We start from the raw sequence: 15,417 nt of genomic DNA, 5'->3' as shown, positions 1-15,417 counted from the left end.
GTAGACTCGCGACCATGAGCCATATTGTCGTGTCACTGCCGAGCGATCCGGGCCTCCTTGAGGCGATGCAAGAAGCGCTGGGAGACACCCCAGGCGTTCGTCTCGTCGAGTGGGATCTGAAGACCCCGGCCCCCGAGCCCACGATCGACCTTGTGGTGCCCCCGTACTGGGGCGGGGAACGCCGACTCGCGAACCTCGCGGGCGTCACCACGCGGCTCGTACAGTGGCAATCGATCGGGTACAACGGCGTCGGCCGCTACCTACCCGAGGGGCTGCCGTTCGCCAACGCGGCCACCGTCCACGAGCCTTCGACTGCCGAGCTTGCACTGGCGCTCACCCTCGCTTCGCAGCGCGGTATCGATACATTTGTGCGCCAGGCAGACGCCCGCACGTGGGATCTCCGCCCGTACCCCAGCCTCGCCGACCGGCGTGTCATGATCCTCGGTTACGGCGGGGTGGGCAAGGCGATCGACGCTCGGCTGCAGGGCTTCGAGGTAGCGGTGACCCGGATCGCGCGCTCCGCGCGTCAGGAAACGGGGCCGTTGGGCATGCCCGTGCCCGTGCACGCGTTGAGCGAGCTCACCGAGCGACTGAGCGATACCGAGATCGTCATCATCGGGGTGCCGCTGACCCCCGAAACGAGGGGGCTCGTGGGGGCGAAGGAACTTGCCGCCCTGCCCGATGGCGCACTGGTGGTAAACGTCGCACGTGGTCCCGTCGTCGACACGGAGGCGCTCATGGCCGAGCTCAACTCGGGCCGACTGCGCGCCGCGCTCGACGTCACGGACCCCGAGCCGCTCCCCGAGGACCACCCGCTGTGGGACTGCCCGAACCTTATCGTGACGCCCCATGCTGGCGGCGACTCGAGTGCCATGATGCCGCGCATGACCGCCCTGATCCGGCGGCAGATTTCGCGGCTTATGGCCAACGAAAGCCCCGAAAACCTCATTGATTTGGCGCGGTAGGGCCTGAAACCGTATCTGGGCTAAGCCCGAGACTTTGTCACTCGTGCTGACAATTAGCACGATGAGATGCCACCATAGAGACACAGGCACGATGACCGTGCGCTGTTCATGAGACAGGAAACGATAACAATGGCGAAGTATCGAGTTCAAAACCCCGCGACGGGCGAGATTGTCGAGACCTTCGAATCCGCGACGGACGTGCAGATCGAGCAGACGCTCGCAAGCTCCGACGCCGTCTACCGCGAGTGGCGTGAGCGCAGCGTGCAGGAGCGCGCTCAGGTCGTCAAGCGCGTGGCAGAGATTTTTGAGGAGCGCAAGGACGAGCTCGCTCGCACCATCGCGCTCGAGATGGGCAAGTCGCTTGCCGAGTCGATCGACGAGGTCGAGTTCGCGCGCGACATCATCGAGTACTACGCGGTACACGGCCCGAGCCTGATCACTGACTACGAGATCCCCAGCACGATCCCCGGCAAGGCCATCATCGAGCACGTCTCGGTGGGTGCGTTGCTGGGCGTCATGCCCTGGAACTTCCCGTACTACCAGGTGGCACGCTTCGCAGCCCCCAACCTGCTGCTCGGCAACACGATCCTGCTGAAGCACGCCGACATCTGCGCGAAGTCGAACCTGCTGATGCAGGAGATCATGGAGCAGGCTGGCGTTCCCGTCGGCGGCTACCAGGCGCTGTTCGCCTCGCACGACCAGATCGCCACGATGATTGCTGACCCCCGCGTGCAGGGTGTTTCGCTCACGGGCTCCGAGCGTGCGGGTGCCATCATTGGCGCGCAGGCTGGCGCGAACCTCAAGAAGGCCGTGCTCGAGCTCGGCGGCATCGACGCCATGGTCGTGCTGGATTCCGACAACGTGGCCGAGATCGCGCAGACCGCCTGGGACTTCCGCACCTACAACGTCGGCCAGGTGTGCAACTCGAACAAGCGCATCATCGTCATGGACGACATCTACGACGAGTTCGTGGCCGAGCTCGTGAAGCTCGCCGAGGCTAAGCAGACGCCCGGCGACCAGCTGAACCTCGCCGAGGGCGAGTACGTGCCCATGTCGACCCGCGCCGCGGCCGAGACGGTCGACGCGCAGGTCCGCAAGGCCGTCGAGGAGGGCGCGCGCGTGCTCGCCGGTGGCGTGCTGTCGGAGGGCCCCGCGGCCTACTACGCGCCCACCGTTCTGGTCGACGTGCCCCGCGACTCCGAGTCGTACCAGCAGGAGATCTTCGGCCCCGTCGCCACGGTCTACCGCGTATCGAGCGATGAGGAAGCCCTCGACCTCGCCAACGACTGCGCACTGGGCCTCGGCGGCTCGGTGTTCTCGACCGACGAGGCGCGCGCGGCCCGCGTCGCCTCGCGCCTCGAGGTTGGCATGTCGCACGTCAACACAATCGCCGCTGAGGCCGCCGAGATTCCCTTCGGTGGAGTGAAGCGCTCGGGCTTCGGCCGCGAGATGGGCCCGCTCGGCATCGGCGAGTTCGCCAACAAGCGCATGTACTTCGTCGCGGAGTAACGAACGCCTACTGATCACGAGTGCCCCCGCTGCAAAGCGGGGGCACTTTGTGTTTGGGCGATGGTCCGGATCGCCCACCGCCGTGCTGCTGCTGGTGGATTGCCCGCCACCCAAATATGCGGGGATTTGTCCGCTTTAGCCCGTGTCAGAGACGGAAGAATCCACGCATATTCTGGGGCCGCAGGAAGTCAGGGCCGAGCAGCGGCTCAGATAGGGGCACTGGGGCGCACAGCGCTACCGCTTGCGGGGCACGTAGCGGGGCATCCAGCGGAGAAACCCCGCGGCACCCAGCAGCCCCAGCACGCCCATGACGGCCGACGCTGCGGGCAGCGACACCGCGGCGATGCCCGCGATGATGAGGGGCGCCGCAGCTCCGCCCGCGTCGCTGATCGTGTGCCACGAGCCAAAGAACGGCGCGGGGTTGCCCCGCGGCGCGAGGTCGGCGCCGAGCGTGAGCACGATCAGCCCAACGCTCATGAGTAGCATCGCCGGCGTCGTGGCCCAGAGCCGACCGAACCGGTCGGTGATCTGACCGCTCGCGTAGAACAGCGCAAAGTCGCACGCCCCCGAGATGCCCGTCACAAGGGCGATCGTTCCGGGGTCGGCGCCGATCGCGATGCCCCACACGGGAATGAGTACCTGCCTGGCCGAGCGCAGCGCGGCGAGCGTGGCGGCCGAGAGACCGAGCCTCGCGAGCACGCCGCGGTGTCGCACCATGGTCGCGAAGACCCCCGTCTGCTCGGCGTCTCGTTCGCGTGGCGCGGTGGAGTGCGGCTTATGATCCGGATCGCCTGCCGCGGAAGGGACGGAAGCAGCCCGAGCGGGCATCTCGGGCTCGCGCGCGACCACCACGAGCGCAACCGTCAGCACGAGACAGGCGGCGAAGAACCAGGCCGCTGCGGCGGGGCTGCCCGTTGCCGCAAGAAGCCCCGCGGCAATGAACGGCCCGGTAAAGGTGCCGAAGCGAAACGTGCCCGCGAGCACCGCCAGCGCCCGCGCGCGCATCGCGGCGGGAACGTGGATGGTCAAAAACGCGTGGCGGGCGAGCCCAAACACCGCCGCGCTCAAGCCGATGACGAGCGTGGCGACCCCGAGCAGAAACAGCGTGGGCGCGAGCGCGGCTCCGGTGGCTCCCGCAAGCGCGACCACGCCAGAGACCGCCATCGACCGGCGTTCCCCGAATCGCGCCACCGCCCAACCCGCGGGCAAGTTTCCGATGAGCTGGCCGATCACCAGCATTGCGGCGATGAGCGTTGCGAGCGCCACATCGGCGCCGAGGCGCGTCGCGAGCACCGGCAGAATCGGGAGAATGGCTCCTTCCCCCACCGCAAACAGCGCCGTGGGCCCGTAAATCGCGGGCGCAAAACGCAGCAGAATGCGGCCGACAGGTTCGCTCATAATGTCTTCAGGCTAGCGTCTTGCGCCCGCCGGGTGGTTCCCGGAAAATAGGTGGTCACATCGCGCGTGCTACACGTGCGCAGGCGATGCGGCGAGTCCAGCCAGGGGACAGGAGCTTGTCATGAATAGTGCGTACACACCTACTGAACTTGGGGGAGCGCGACCGGCCAGAAAACGGCGCCGTGGCCTGCGCAACTTGCTTATCGCAGTGGGGGTCCTGATCGCGTTACTGGTGATTGCTGCGGGCATCGGGTATGCGCTGCTGTCGAGCTCGTACAACGAGGTGCGTCGTTTCAGTATTCATCAGGACCCGTCGCTGACGCGACCGGCGGCCGTCGCCGTGGCCGACGGGATGCAGGCACCGATCAACATTCTGCTGTTGGGCTCCGACTCGCGAGAATCGACTGACCCGTTGACCAATGTCGAAGACCTCACGGGGTTTCGCAGCGACGCAATGATGGTGGCCCAGGTCTCGCCCGACCGCGAGGTCGTGACCATCGTCTCGATCATGCGCGACAACTGGGTGCCGATTCAGGGCTTTGGTGAGGCAAAGATCAATGCCGCCTTCTCGCTCGGCGGCCTGCCGCTCGCCGTCAACACGGTCGAGAACTTCATTGGCGCACGCATCGATCACGTCGCGCTCGTTGACTTCCAGTCGTTTAAGGGACTGACGGATGCGGTGGGCGGCGTGACCGTGCACAACTCGCAGGCCTTCACCGCCCAGAACGGGGGCGGAGGCTTCACCTTTGCCGAGGGCGACATCACGCTGAACGGCGACCAGGCACTCTCGTTCGTGCGCGAACGCTACGCCTTTGCCGATGGGGACTACCAGCGGGCGCGCAATCAGCAGGCGTACCTGCAGGGCCTCATGAAGCAGGTGCTGAGCAAGGGCACATTGACCGATGCGACCAAGCTCATGGATACGTTCAACGCGTTGAAATCGTATTTAATTCTTGACGAGGAGCTGGACCTGCCGGAGGCGATGCGGCTGGGCTTCGACATGCGCACCGTGCGCGCCGACACCATCGAGTTCTTTACGAGCCCCACGCTGGGCACGGGGACCTCGACTGATGGACAGTCGATCGTGCTCCCCAACTGGGCCGAGATCGCGAACATGCAAGCCGCCTTCCAATCCGGCACGCTGGCTGAGTTCGCCGCCCTTCACGGGCCCGGCTCTGAACTGCCCTAGGGCGGCCGGATCCGGATCGCGCTGTGAATCGGGCATCAGCAGGTGCGCCCATGCGCCGATAGACTTGCCCCTGGGCGCGCCAGGTTTTGGCGCGCATTCCCAAGATCCCCGCTTGCCCCTTGGAGTGATAAAACACATGGCTGAACAGTCCCGCCTCGATAAGGTCATCGCCCTCGCCCGCCACCGCGGCTTCGTATTCCAGGCGGGTGAGATCTACGGCGGATCTCGCTCGGCATGGGACTACGGCCCGCTCGGCACCGCGCTGAAGGAAAACATCAAGCGCCAGTGGTGGAAGTCGATGGTGCAGAAGCGTGAAGACGTGGTTGGCATCGACTCGAGCATCATCCTGCCCAAGAAGGTGTGGGAGGCCTCGGGCCACGTAGAGGTCTTCAGTGACCCGCTCGTCGAGTGCACGAGCTGCCACAAGCGTCAGCGCGAGGATCATCTCCTCGAGGCGTACGAAGAGAAGAAGGGTCGCCCGCCCGAGAACGGCATGGCCGACATCGTCTGTGTGCACTGCGGAACTCGCGGTCAGTGGACCGAGCCGCGCGCCTTCTCGGGTCTGCTCAAGACCTATCTCGGCCCCGTCGACGACGAGCAGGGCATGCACTACCTGCGCCCCGAGACCGCGCAGGGCATCTTCGTGAACTTCTCGAACGTGCTGCAGGCCTCGCGCATGAAGCCTCCCTTTGGCATCGGCCAGATCGGCAAGAGCTTCCGCAACGAGATCACGCCCGGTAACTTCATCTTCCGCACCCGCGAGTTCGAGCAGATGGAGCTCGAGTTCTTCGTCGAGCCCGGCACCGACGATGAGTGGCAGCAGTACTGGATGGACGAGCGCATGAGCTGGTACACCGGTCTCGGCATCAACCCCGAGAACCTGCGCTTCTACGACCACCCGAAGGAGAAGCTGTCGCACTACTCGAAGCAGACGACTGACATCGAGTACCGCTTTGGCTTCACCGGCAGCGAGTGGGGCGAGCTCGAGGGCATCGCAAACCGCACCGACTACGACCTCAAGACCCACACCGAGCACTCGGGCAAGGACTTGAACTTCTTCGACCAGACCAACGATGCGCGTTACACGCCGTACGTGATCGAGCCCTCGGCCGGTCTGACCCGCTCGCTCATGGCGTTCCTCGTCGACGCGTACCGCGAAGAAGAGGTGCCCAACGCGAAGGGCGGCACCGACAAGCGCACCGTGCTGGGTCTCGACCCGCGCCTCGCGCCCATCAAGGTGGCCGTGCTGCCGCTGAGTCGCAACGAGAAGCTCTCGCCGATGGCCCGCGAGCTCGCAGCCGACCTGCGCGACGACTGGAACATCGACTTCGATGATTCGGGCGCAATCGGCCGCCGCTACCGCCGCCAGGACGAGATCGGCACGCCGTTCTGTGTCACGGTCGACTTCGACTCGCTCGACGACCAGGCCGTCACCGTGCGCGAGCGCGACACCATGCAGCAGGAGCGCGTGCCGCTCGCGCAGCTGCACGGCTATCTCGCGGAGCGCCTGCGCGGCGCCTAATCACCAGCTGCACACGCCGGAGGCGCCCACTTACCCAGATACCTGGGTAAGTGGGCGCCTTCTCTCACCCGCATCACCGCACACGAGTGAGAAGATTGACACTATGACGAGCAGCACGCCGAGCGATCCGACGCCCGACTTCCAGCCCGCGCGGCCCGATCCGGTGCCGCAGATGCAGTCGCAGCCGGGGCCAGAGCCCGTCGCGGCCGCCGCTCCCGGGGCGCCGCAGCAGCCAGCCTGGGCGCAGCCCCGCGTCGTGCAGACGGTCGAGACCGAGCCTCTCGAGTACCACCGACTGCTGCGGGGCACCGCGAACTATCGCTGGTGGAAGCCGCTCCTGCTGCTGCTCATCTCGGGTGTCTACTTCGGGGTGTTCACGGTCACCGTGGGATTACTCTCGATCCCTCTGGTCCTCGCGTTTGACCCAACCTTCCTCGACGATGTCGCGACGGGTGCGAGCGAGATGCTTGACACTCAGCGCCCCGTCTCGGTGTTCATTTCCCTGGCATCGATCATCGTGATGATCCCCGCGGTCGATCTGGGTATGCGCACCATGGGCATGAAGCCCGCGGGCCGCATCTGGTCGGTCGCTGGTCGCATGCGCTGGGGCCTGCTCGGGCGGCTCATGGGTGCGGCGGTCCTCTCGGTGATCGCGATGAACGCTGCGGGAATCGCTGCTGGTCTGCTGTTCGACCCCGCCACCGTGACTGAGTCGACCGCGGGCGCCGACGATAGCTTTAGCTGGCAGCTCGCACTCATTTCGATGCTGATGGTGCTGCTGCTCGTGCCGTTCCAGGCGACCGCCGAGGAGGTCGTGTTCCGCGGGCTGTTCATGCAGGTGCTCGGCGCCTGGTTCAAGACCCCGTGGGTGGCGATCCTGCTGCCGTCAATCGGGTTCGCGCTCGCGCACATCTACGACATCTGGGGCCTCGCCGCGGTGGGACTCATGGGTGGTGTGGCTGCCTGGTTGACCTGGCGCACCGGCGGCCTCGAAGCGGCCATCGCGATCCACATTGTCAACAACCTCGTGGCATTCGGGTTCATGGCGGGCGGGCTCGGCAGCTCGACCGCGCAGACCGAATCGAGCGGTGGCGTGTCGGGCGTGATCGGCGAAATCGTCGGCCTCGGGGTGTTTATTTGGCTCGCGCTGCGCGTCTTCACGCGCGGTGGGCACGGTCGCGAACGGATTGACCTGATCCAGGTGTCCGTCCCCGCCTCCAGCATCGCCCCTGTAACCCCCGCAGCTCCTGCAGCCCCCGAGAACGGAATCCCCAATGCTTGACGCCTACGTCATCGGCCACGGAATCCCCGAGCTCGCCGCGGCTCTTGAACTCGCCGAGGTCGGCCTGCGCGTGCGCGTTGGGGTGCCCGCGGGGCTGCCCGCGTCGCAGCTCGATACTGCGGTGCTCGATACCGATGTGCTCGCTGCCGATGCGCGTGCTATAACTGCGCCGGATTGCGGTGCCTCGGACCCCGACGGTGTGCTGCGTGCATTCCTCGCGCACGTGGCGGGCCCCATCGAGGGCCCGGAGCAGACGGGCCCGGAAGCGACGGCCCGGGAGGACGCGCCCGCGGTCGACAGTGAGACTCTCGGCCACGCGCCGGCCGGAGCATTCGCCGCGGCCGAGCCCGAGGCCTGCGCGCCGAGCCGCACGCTGCTGCGCGGCGCGAACGGCGACTGGCAGCCGCTACCCGAACCCAACGTGTGGGGCGTGCCCGCGGTGCCCATGTCGAGCGATTCGATCGCGCTGCTCGGTGGGCGGGGCGCGCTGCGCGCCTCGGTCGACCGCGTGCGCCCGGTGCTCACCATCGGCAAGACGACTGCGCTTGGAACGCTGGTACGCAGCCGCATGGGGCAGCAGATGCTCGATCGCGTGGTGGATCCGCTTGTGCGTGCGCGCTTCGGTGTCTCCGCGAACGACGTCGACGTCGCGATCGCCGCCCCGGGTCTGAATGGCGCGCTCACGGTCGCCGGATCGCTCTCGGGGGCTGTGCTCACCGAGGCCGAGGATCATGCTGCCCGCGAGACGCGAGTGCGCCCCGCCGGAGGGTGGCAGGGCCTGCGCGCCGCGCTCATCGAACGGCTTGCGCTCTACGGGGTGCAGTTCGGGGCCCCGGTTGTCGAGGCCATCAGACTTGAGGACGCGGCGGGTGGTGCGCGCGCCGACTCGGCCGTGGCCCAGCTGTTCTCGCCCCACTGGCGCGTTATTGAGCACGACGGCGAGGCCATCGACGTCGTCGCCGTCATCGCGGGGATCTCGGCGCGCTGGGCAGTGCCCGATGCGCTCCGCGCTTTTGCGCGCGACGCAGAGCACGCGCTCTGGCGCGCGACGCTCCAGGCGCCCGCGGCGATCGCGGATCTGCCCGCGGGCCTCGCAGCGGCCGCGGCCGCTGCGTCGGAGGGATCCGGATCAGCGGGCGAAGGCAGTGCCGATTGCGACGTTGTCGCGGTCTCCAGTGGCGTATCGGGATGGTCGGTGCAGTACGAACGCGTGGCGCGAGACCAGTGGCGCGTGACTGCCGCGGGGTCGGCCGATGCAGCGCAGGGTGACGCGGGCGCGCAGCTACAGGCCGTACGCGAGGAGCATCCCGCGCTCGCGCACGCCGATGTCGAATGGCAGTTGGCGCCCTGGGCGCAGGTGCAGGCGCGTGACGCCGCAGCCGAGGAGCTCGCCGCTGAGCGGATCGAGCACGCCTGGCAGTTGCGCGTGGGCCGCGGGCTGCACGCCGGCGACCTCGCGTCGGCAGTGGAGGATGCGCGGCGTGCGAGCGTGCACCTGCGCCGTCGGCTGACCGGTATTAGCGACTAGCCACGTATTCCGCAGCGGGTATGCGCGCCCCGGGGTGGGCGAGTAGGCTGGCTACAACTCATGAATCGCCATTGGCGGGAGGCATTATGAAGGGCAAAGTCGCATTCGTGCTCGGCGCGGCCGTCGGATACGTGTTGGGTACGAGAGCCGGGCGCGAGCGTTACGCGCAGATTAAGCGGGGCGCGCAGTCCGTGTGGCAGACCGCACCGGTGCAGCGTGGCGTGAGCCTGGTGCGCGAGGCCGCGCAAGGCCAGGTAGACAGTGTGAAGGCAGCCGCGGTTCGCGCCGGCAAAGGCGCGTTTGCCGCGTTTGTGCAGGACGATTCGACCGCGAAGCCTGCGGCAGCCGCGAAGCCTGCGGCATCGGCTGCGCCCGGTGCGCCCGCCGCGCCCGCGCCAGATGACCAAACGAGCGACGCGTGAGCCGCCGCAAGGGTGAGTTGGGCACGTTCGAGCTGCTTGCGCGCCTGCCCCACCAGATCATCACGCTCGCCAAGATCGAGTTCGAGAACGCCAAACGCGAGGTCGTTTCGAAGGCGAAGCAGGCAGGCATCGGACTGGGCGCGATTGTAGTCGCCCTGTTCTTCTTGTTCTTTATGCTGCAGGCGCTCCTCATTGCCGCCGTAGCCGCCCTTGCGCTCGTGTGGCCCTGGTGGCTGGCGGCGCTCACCGTCGCGGGGGCGTTCTTGCTGCTCGCTGCGGCCGCGATTCTCGGCGGGGTGTGGCTGATCAAACGGGGCAACCCGATGCCTGCCGAGACGCTGGGCCGCCTCGAGGGAGACGCTGCAGTGCTCGCCGAGGTGCGAATCAATTCTGACGCCGACACGGCAAAGTCTCGCGAGGGAATGCCCCAGGTGAACGAGGAAGGTAATTGGCGATGAACGCTGAGCATCAGCAGCAGGGAGTTGCCGACGCAGCTCAGGCCCGGGCCGAGCTGTACGACACATTGGGGCAGCTCACCCACCAGCTCAATTACGCGCGTCGTGTCGACGAAGCGATCGATGGGGCGAAGCGTCGCGTCGTCGAGGCCAGACGAACGCGCCCCGTCGCATTCGCGATAGCAGTCGCCGGTGCGGCCGCTGTCGTAGGGCTGGGAGTGTGGGGCGTCGTGCGCGCCGTCTCGAAGCGCGTATAGTTCGTAAGAGACAAGAGGTCACGGTTCGGCTACTGTTTGCCGCCCCGCGTGCCCTCGTTTTGCGTCACAGGGGTGGCAGGGTAAGAATAGGGATAACGGATTTCCGTCGTCCGCCAGGTCGGTTGCAGCTGTTATTGACCAGGCTTCCAATATTTAGCGTCGAGTGAGTGGGGTCTATGTCGGCTGAGGCGAAACCGCTCAGTGGCCTGCGAGTGCTGGTCCCGCGCGGGGGAACTTGGGGCGATCTGGTCTCGAAGGCTCTTCGAGAGCAGGGTGCACACACGGTGATTGCACCGCTCGTTGACTTCGCTCACACGCGCGAAGAAGACAAGCTCGTTGACGCGCTCAAAGATCTTGAAGCAGGCAAATTCGATTGGATGACGGCGACGAGCTCGACGGTCGCCGACGTGCTGCAACACCACAACGCGGTCATTCATCCGGACACTCGCATCGCCATCGTGGGCGAGGCGACGGCCATGGCGTTCAAGAATGCTGGCTACGAGATTGCTCGCACACCCGCTGGCGAAGAGAACAGTACCCATGCGCTGTTGCGCGAATGGCCCGAGATCGATTCGGGTGACGTCTTGCGCGTGCTCACGCTGCGTTCTGACGTCGCCATTCCCGTGCTCACGCAGGGGCTGATTGGTCGCGGCCATGACGTCACCCAGGTGCTCGCGTTCCGCACCGTGGGCGTGCCCGCTTCGGTGCACATTCACGAGGATCTCGAGTCGGGCCGCATTAACGCGATCGTGGTCGCCTCGGCGAAGATCGCGCAAGAAGTGGCGTCACAGTTTCCCGAGCTGCCTGCGGACACGCTGCTGGCATGCGTCGGTATCAACACGGTCGAGGCCGCAGCCGCGCTGGGTTTGCCAGTCGAGGCTGACGACCCGCACCACCCGCTGTACGAGACGAAGCGCGCCATGATCGACGCCGTCGAGTCGGTGCTCGACCAGAGCGACACGCTGGACTAGCCCGATGGCACGCGTTGAAGTGTACGCAGACCGCGTCGTCGTGAAGCTGACGGCGGCCGAGAAGCTCGCCGCGTTTCGCCGTCACGACGTGACGCTTGAGCGCGCCGCCATTACGTCTGCGATTATCACCGACGATCCGTGGATCTGGATTCACGGGGTGCGGGCGCCAGGCACGCATGTGCCCGGCAAGTACGCAGCCGGTACCTGGCGCAACCTGACGGGCCGCGATTTCGTGCTGGCGCGTTCGGGCCGCGAGGCCGTGGTGATTGACTTCGAGCGCCCCACGCATCCTGATGAGGAACGCGGCTGGGTCGGCGAGTTCGACCAGTATTCACGCGTGATCCTATCGACCGTGCACGCCGCCGAACTGGTGCGTGCGTTGCGTCTCGACGACGCAGACGCGAGATTCTCCGCGGGCTAGCTCGGCCTTGAGTGTGGGTCTGGGCCGGAGCCCAGACCCACCGCACAGCATTGACTAGTCGCGTACGAGCATGATGTCGTCGAGGTCGAAGCGGCTGCGTGGTGCCAGCTCGCGTTCGCGCAGCGCCTCAGGCAGCGAGTCGGCAGATCCGATCGCGCCCACGGCCGTGATCGATACGGGCACGAGACGAGCCTCGAGGTCAAAGGCTGCCGAGATGCCGTCGCGGTCGAACCCGCCCATCTGGTGCAGGTGGTAGCCCTCGCTCTGTGCCTGGATGCTGAGGTGCGCGACGGCCTGTCCCAGGTCGTACTCGGCCCACGGGCGGGCGTTCCCCTCGGCGTCGGCGGTCTCGGCGACGTTCACAATGAGGGCTGCAGCGGTGCCGGCCCACATCTGGTTGAAGCCCATCAGCTGTGCTTCGATCTTGGCAAAGCTGTCTGACCCGCGGCGCGCGAGAATGAATCGCCACGGCTGCGTGTTGCTGGCGCTGGGCGCCCAGCGGGCCGCCTCGAACACGCCGCGCAGTGCGCCCTCGGGGAACTCGTGTGCATCGTCAAAGGCGCGGGGGCTCCAGCGCTCGGCGAGGGTGGGCAGAACGGGGGCACTGGTCTGGGCGAGACGAGGGTTCACTAGCGGGGACTCCTAAAGGTCAGTTAATTCCTACCGACCAGTTGTAACGCGCGGGCGCGCACAATATTCCTGACGCGCCGAGGTTTAGGGGTGTGATTCGGATGGGGCCAGGGCGACCCGCGCCTCATCGGCAATGATTGCGGAGAGGGCGTCGAGGGCGGGGGAGCGCAAGTTCCATCGCTGCCAGTACAGCGGGAGGTCGAGGGACGAGTCACTGCCCAGCGGCACCAGGGTGCCCGCGGCGATGCCGGGGGCGCACTGCAGCTCGGGGAGCATGCCCCAGCCCATGCCGAGGGCGACCGCGTGGGCAAACTCGGCCGACGACGGCACGAAATGGCGTGGTGGAGAGATAGTGGCGCGCGTGACCTGCCGCATGAAGCGGCGTTGAAAGGCATCGTGGCGGTCGAACTCCACGATGGGGGCGACGGCGAGGGCTTCTGCGGTAACACCTTCGGCAAAGTGAGTGGCGGCGAACTCGGGGCTTGCGACGGCGCGGTACCGGTCGACCCCGATGTGTGTGGAGGTGCAGCCGGGCACCGCTTCAGCGGTGGCCGTGAGCGCGGCCATCACCTCACCGTTGCGGAGCTTTTCAGTGGATACGGTTTCATCGGCGCGTAGCACCTCGAAGCGGGCACCGGTCTCGCGGGCCGCGCGGGCGAGCGCCGGCACGAACCAGGTTGCGAGTGAATCGGCGTTGACGACGATGGGAATCAGTGCACCGCCCGCCGGGCCCTGCTCGAGTTCGACCGCGACGTCGCTCATGATCTGTTCGACCTGTCGGGCGGCGCGCAGCACGGTCGCACCTGCAGCGGTGGTGGTGACGGGCCGGGTGCGGCGCAGCAGCACGGATCCGGAGCGTTGCTCCATGGCGCGCACGCGTTGGCTCACGGCCGAGGGAGTGATGTGCAGGCGCCGGGCGGCACCTTCGAAGCTGCCCTCTGCGATGATGGCGGCGAAGGTTTGCAGGTGCTCCACGGGCAGGTCCATGCGTCTAAGTTAAGCACTGCTAATGCGCCTGAAGAAACATGAGGTGCGCTGAAGTGGCAGATGAGTGCCCCGAGGCCCTAGCGTCGATGCTGTGATCATTCCTCTCCTCATCGGTATCGGCAGCGGTCTATCGCTCATCATGGCGATCGGCGCGCAGAATGCGTTTGTATTGCGTCAGGGCATTCGACGTGAACACGTGCTGCCCGTGGTGCTCATCTGCGGGCTTACTGATGCGCTCCTCGAGACCCTGGGAGTGGCCGGGATCGGTTTCGTTGTTGAGCGCGCCCCCATCGTGCTCGAGATCGTGCGCTGGGGCGGCGTCGTGTTCTTGCTCTGGTATGCGTGGACCGCGGTGCGACGCGCGATGAAGCCCGAGGGCATGATTGTGGACCAGAGCGCGAACGGTACCGCTGGTTCGCTGAAGCGTACGGTGCTCGCGTGCCTCGCGATTACGTACCTCAACCCGCACGTCTATCTCGACACGATGGTGCTGATGGGATCGATTGGCAATGCGCAGGGTGACCCCGAGAAGTGGTGGTTTGCCGCGGGCGGAGCCATCGCGAGCGTCGTGTGGTTCTTTGCGCTCGGATACGGTGCGCGCCTGCTCACGCGGTTCTTTGCGACCCCACGATCATGGCAGATTCTCGACGGCATTGTTGCGGCGGTTATGCTGGTGATCGCTGCGCGGCTAGCCTTCGGTTCCATGGGGGTCTAGGGCCCAAGAGATACGAATGCGAAGCCGGGGTGAATGGGTCCAAGGACTTGCGACGAATATGTGGCGTAATGGAGGTCACGTATACTTTGGTCAATGTGTAGCGAGAGGTCGCTATGCGCGGCGCTCGGGGGAGGTAGCTGTGCACACTGTATTTGGGGAGTGTGTCAGATGGCCCTTCGGGCATCAAATGTTTCGAGGCGCCTGAGCGCACTGCTGGTCGCAGGTGCCGTCGTGCTTGCCGGAGCTATCGTTCCGACGAGCATCGCCCACGCGGCGGGCTCCGCTCAGCATGAACCCGGCCTCTACATCTCTGTGGGTGACCCGACGCAGCTCACTCGCGGGCAGATTGATGCCGACGGTAAGCTGACGATGGAGACGGTGGGTGCCCCCGCGGCCACAACCTACAATGCACTTGCGGCGCACCTTCCCACCTCGTCGCTGTACGCGATTGCAAACAATGGCGGCACGCTCCTGCGGATTCTCGATGACGGATCGGTCGAGAACGTTATCAACAGCGACGGTGGCATTACGAGGTTTGGAAGTTCGAGTTCAGCCGCAGCTTTCGGTGCAGGCGCGTTTGAAGACCAGCTGTTCTATGTTGCAAATGGCGGGAGAGAGCTCGGCTGCTTTGACGTGGTGGCGTCGAATTCGTGTGGCGTGAAGACGCTGCCGCAAAAGTTTGAGCCCATCGGTATGGCCTGGAACGACGGGTTTTTCTGGGGGCTCTCGGGCACGGGCAACCAGGCGAAACTGACACGTGTCTCCCTCGACGGAGCTGTGACCCCCGGGGCGATCCCCGCGCTCGACTCCTCGCGGGTCAAGAGCGGCAGCTTTGGTGCTGCATGGACCTACGGCAATGGCAATCTCGGCTTCATGTCGAACGGCGGAGGGTCGGTGCAGATCAAGATCACTTCGGTGGACCCGATTGCGGCTGAGGTCGTAGGTTACTCCACCGGGGAGACATCAAATCAACTCGACGGTGCCATGATCCCGCCGCCGCCCGGCGACGTGGCGCTCAAGGTCGCTTCGGAGCGTACGGGCGCGGGCGACACTCACCTCGTCACTGCCACAGTGCACAACGTCGGTTCAACGCTGATCACCGGTTACCAGCTGCGGCTGGCCCCAGACACCGCAGACACTCGTCCGGTAACCGCGCCTTGAACCTG

General features: G+C 66.2%; 16 protein-coding genes. 13 read left to right on the top strand and 3 right to left on the bottom strand.

Going from position 1 to position 15,417, the window contains the following annotated elements; all coding sequences use genetic code 11:
• The first annotated feature begins 14 nt into the window (after positions 1-14).
• Together C795_RS0104560 and C795_RS0104555 are read left to right on the top strand one after the other, a co-directional pair.
• Positions 15-965, top strand: coding sequence for a 2-hydroxyacid dehydrogenase (locus tag C795_RS0104560; RefSeq protein ID WP_033349080.1), 951 nt, complete (start codon positions 15-17; stop codon positions 963-965).
• Positions 966-1,094: 129 nt separating this feature from the next.
• Positions 1,095-2,474 (top strand): NAD-dependent succinate-semialdehyde dehydrogenase, encoded by a 1,380-nt coding sequence (locus tag C795_RS0104555; protein ID WP_017792577.1) that lies wholly within the window; start codon positions 1,095-1,097, stop codon positions 2,472-2,474.
• 234 nt (positions 2,475-2,708) lie between these two features.
• On the opposite strand, the gene C795_RS0104550 is transcribed toward C795_RS0104555, so the two are convergent.
• Positions 2,709-3,872: an MFS transporter gene (locus C795_RS0104550; RefSeq protein ID WP_017792576.1), complete on the bottom strand. Its 1,164-nt coding sequence runs from the start codon at positions 3,870-3,872 to the stop codon at positions 2,709-2,711.
• A 121-nt stretch (positions 3,873-3,993) separates the two neighbouring features.
• Here C795_RS0104550 and C795_RS0104545 point away from each other — a divergent pair, with 121 nt between their 5' ends.
• The 9 genes from C795_RS0104545 to C795_RS0104505 all read left to right on the top strand — a co-directional run bounded on the left by C795_RS0104545 (position 3,994) and on the right by C795_RS0104505 (position 11,919).
• Positions 3,994-5,061 carry an LCP family protein gene (locus C795_RS0104545; protein ID WP_026139449.1) on the top strand — a complete coding sequence of 356 codons (1,068 nt, stop codon included), beginning with the start codon at positions 3,994-3,996 and terminating at the stop codon, positions 5,059-5,061.
• A 136-nt stretch (positions 5,062-5,197) separates the two neighbouring features.
• Entirely contained in the window at positions 5,198-6,583 is a 1,386-nt protein-coding gene (locus C795_RS0104540; RefSeq protein ID WP_017792574.1) for a glycine--tRNA ligase, read from the top strand.
• Positions 6,584-6,686: 103 nt separating this feature from the next.
• Positions 6,687-7,865 carry a CPBP family intramembrane glutamic endopeptidase gene (locus C795_RS16510; RefSeq protein WP_017792573.1) on the top strand — a complete coding sequence of 393 codons (1,179 nt, stop codon included), beginning with the start codon at positions 6,687-6,689 and terminating at the stop codon, positions 7,863-7,865.
• On the top strand, positions 7,858-9,393 hold the full coding sequence (locus C795_RS16505) for a hypothetical protein (protein WP_017792572.1): 1,536 nt from the start codon (positions 7,858-7,860) through the stop codon (positions 9,391-9,393). The genes C795_RS16510 and C795_RS16505 overlap by 8 nt, the downstream gene beginning before the upstream one ends.
• Positions 9,394-9,479: 86 nt before the next feature.
• The gene (locus C795_RS17390) at positions 9,480-9,815 is read left to right on the top strand and encodes a hypothetical protein (RefSeq protein ID WP_017792571.1); all 336 of its coding nucleotides are present in this window, start codon (positions 9,480-9,482) and stop codon (positions 9,813-9,815) included.
• Positions 9,812-10,273: a phage holin family protein gene (locus tag C795_RS0104520; RefSeq protein WP_017792570.1), complete on the top strand. Its 462-nt coding sequence runs from the start codon at positions 9,812-9,814 to the stop codon at positions 10,271-10,273. Before C795_RS17390 ends, C795_RS0104520 begins: the two co-directional genes overlap by 4 nt.
• Entirely contained in the window at positions 10,270-10,527 is a 258-nt protein-coding gene (locus tag C795_RS0104515; protein ID WP_017792569.1) for a DUF3618 domain-containing protein, read from the top strand. Before C795_RS0104520 ends, C795_RS0104515 begins: the two co-directional genes overlap by 4 nt.
• 176 nt (positions 10,528-10,703) lie before the next feature.
• Positions 10,704-11,498 (top strand): uroporphyrinogen-III synthase, encoded by a 795-nt coding sequence (locus C795_RS0104510; RefSeq protein WP_017792568.1) that lies wholly within the window; start codon positions 10,704-10,706, stop codon positions 11,496-11,498.
• Positions 11,499-11,502: 4 nt separating this feature from the next.
• Complete coding sequence (locus tag C795_RS0104505) at positions 11,503-11,919, top strand: hypothetical protein (protein WP_017792567.1); 417 nt, start codon at positions 11,503-11,505, stop codon at positions 11,917-11,919.
• A 54-nt stretch (positions 11,920-11,973) separates the two neighbouring features.
• On the opposite strand, the gene C795_RS0104500 is transcribed toward C795_RS0104505, so the two are convergent.
• Positions 11,974-12,549, bottom strand: coding sequence for a nitroreductase family protein (locus C795_RS0104500; protein WP_017792566.1), 576 nt, complete (start codon positions 12,547-12,549; stop codon positions 11,974-11,976).
• An 84-nt stretch (positions 12,550-12,633) separates the two neighbouring features.
• The gene (locus C795_RS0104495; protein WP_017792565.1) at positions 12,634-13,536 is read right to left on the bottom strand and encodes a LysR family transcriptional regulator ArgP; all 903 of its coding nucleotides are present in this window, start codon (positions 13,534-13,536) and stop codon (positions 12,634-12,636) included.
• A 91-nt stretch (positions 13,537-13,627) separates the two neighbouring features.
• Between C795_RS0104495 and C795_RS0104490 the strand changes: the two genes are divergently transcribed.
• On the top strand, positions 13,628-14,251 hold the full coding sequence (locus C795_RS0104490; protein WP_017792564.1) for a LysE/ArgO family amino acid transporter: 624 nt from the start codon (positions 13,628-13,630) through the stop codon (positions 14,249-14,251).
• Between the two features lie 168 nt (positions 14,252-14,419).
• Complete coding sequence (locus C795_RS0104485; RefSeq protein ID WP_017792563.1) at positions 14,420-15,412, top strand: DUF6923 family protein; 993 nt, start codon at positions 14,420-14,422, stop codon at positions 15,410-15,412.
• The last annotated feature ends 5 nt before the right edge of the window (positions 15,413-15,417 follow it).

The sequence above is a fragment of the Leucobacter salsicius M1-8 genome, assembly GCF_000350525.1.
Classification (GTDB): Bacteria; Actinomycetota; Actinomycetes; order Actinomycetales; family Microbacteriaceae; genus Leucobacter; species Leucobacter salsicius.
The sequence above is the reverse complement of the archived record's forward strand: the minus strand, read 5'-3'. Positions and strand labels throughout refer to the sequence as shown.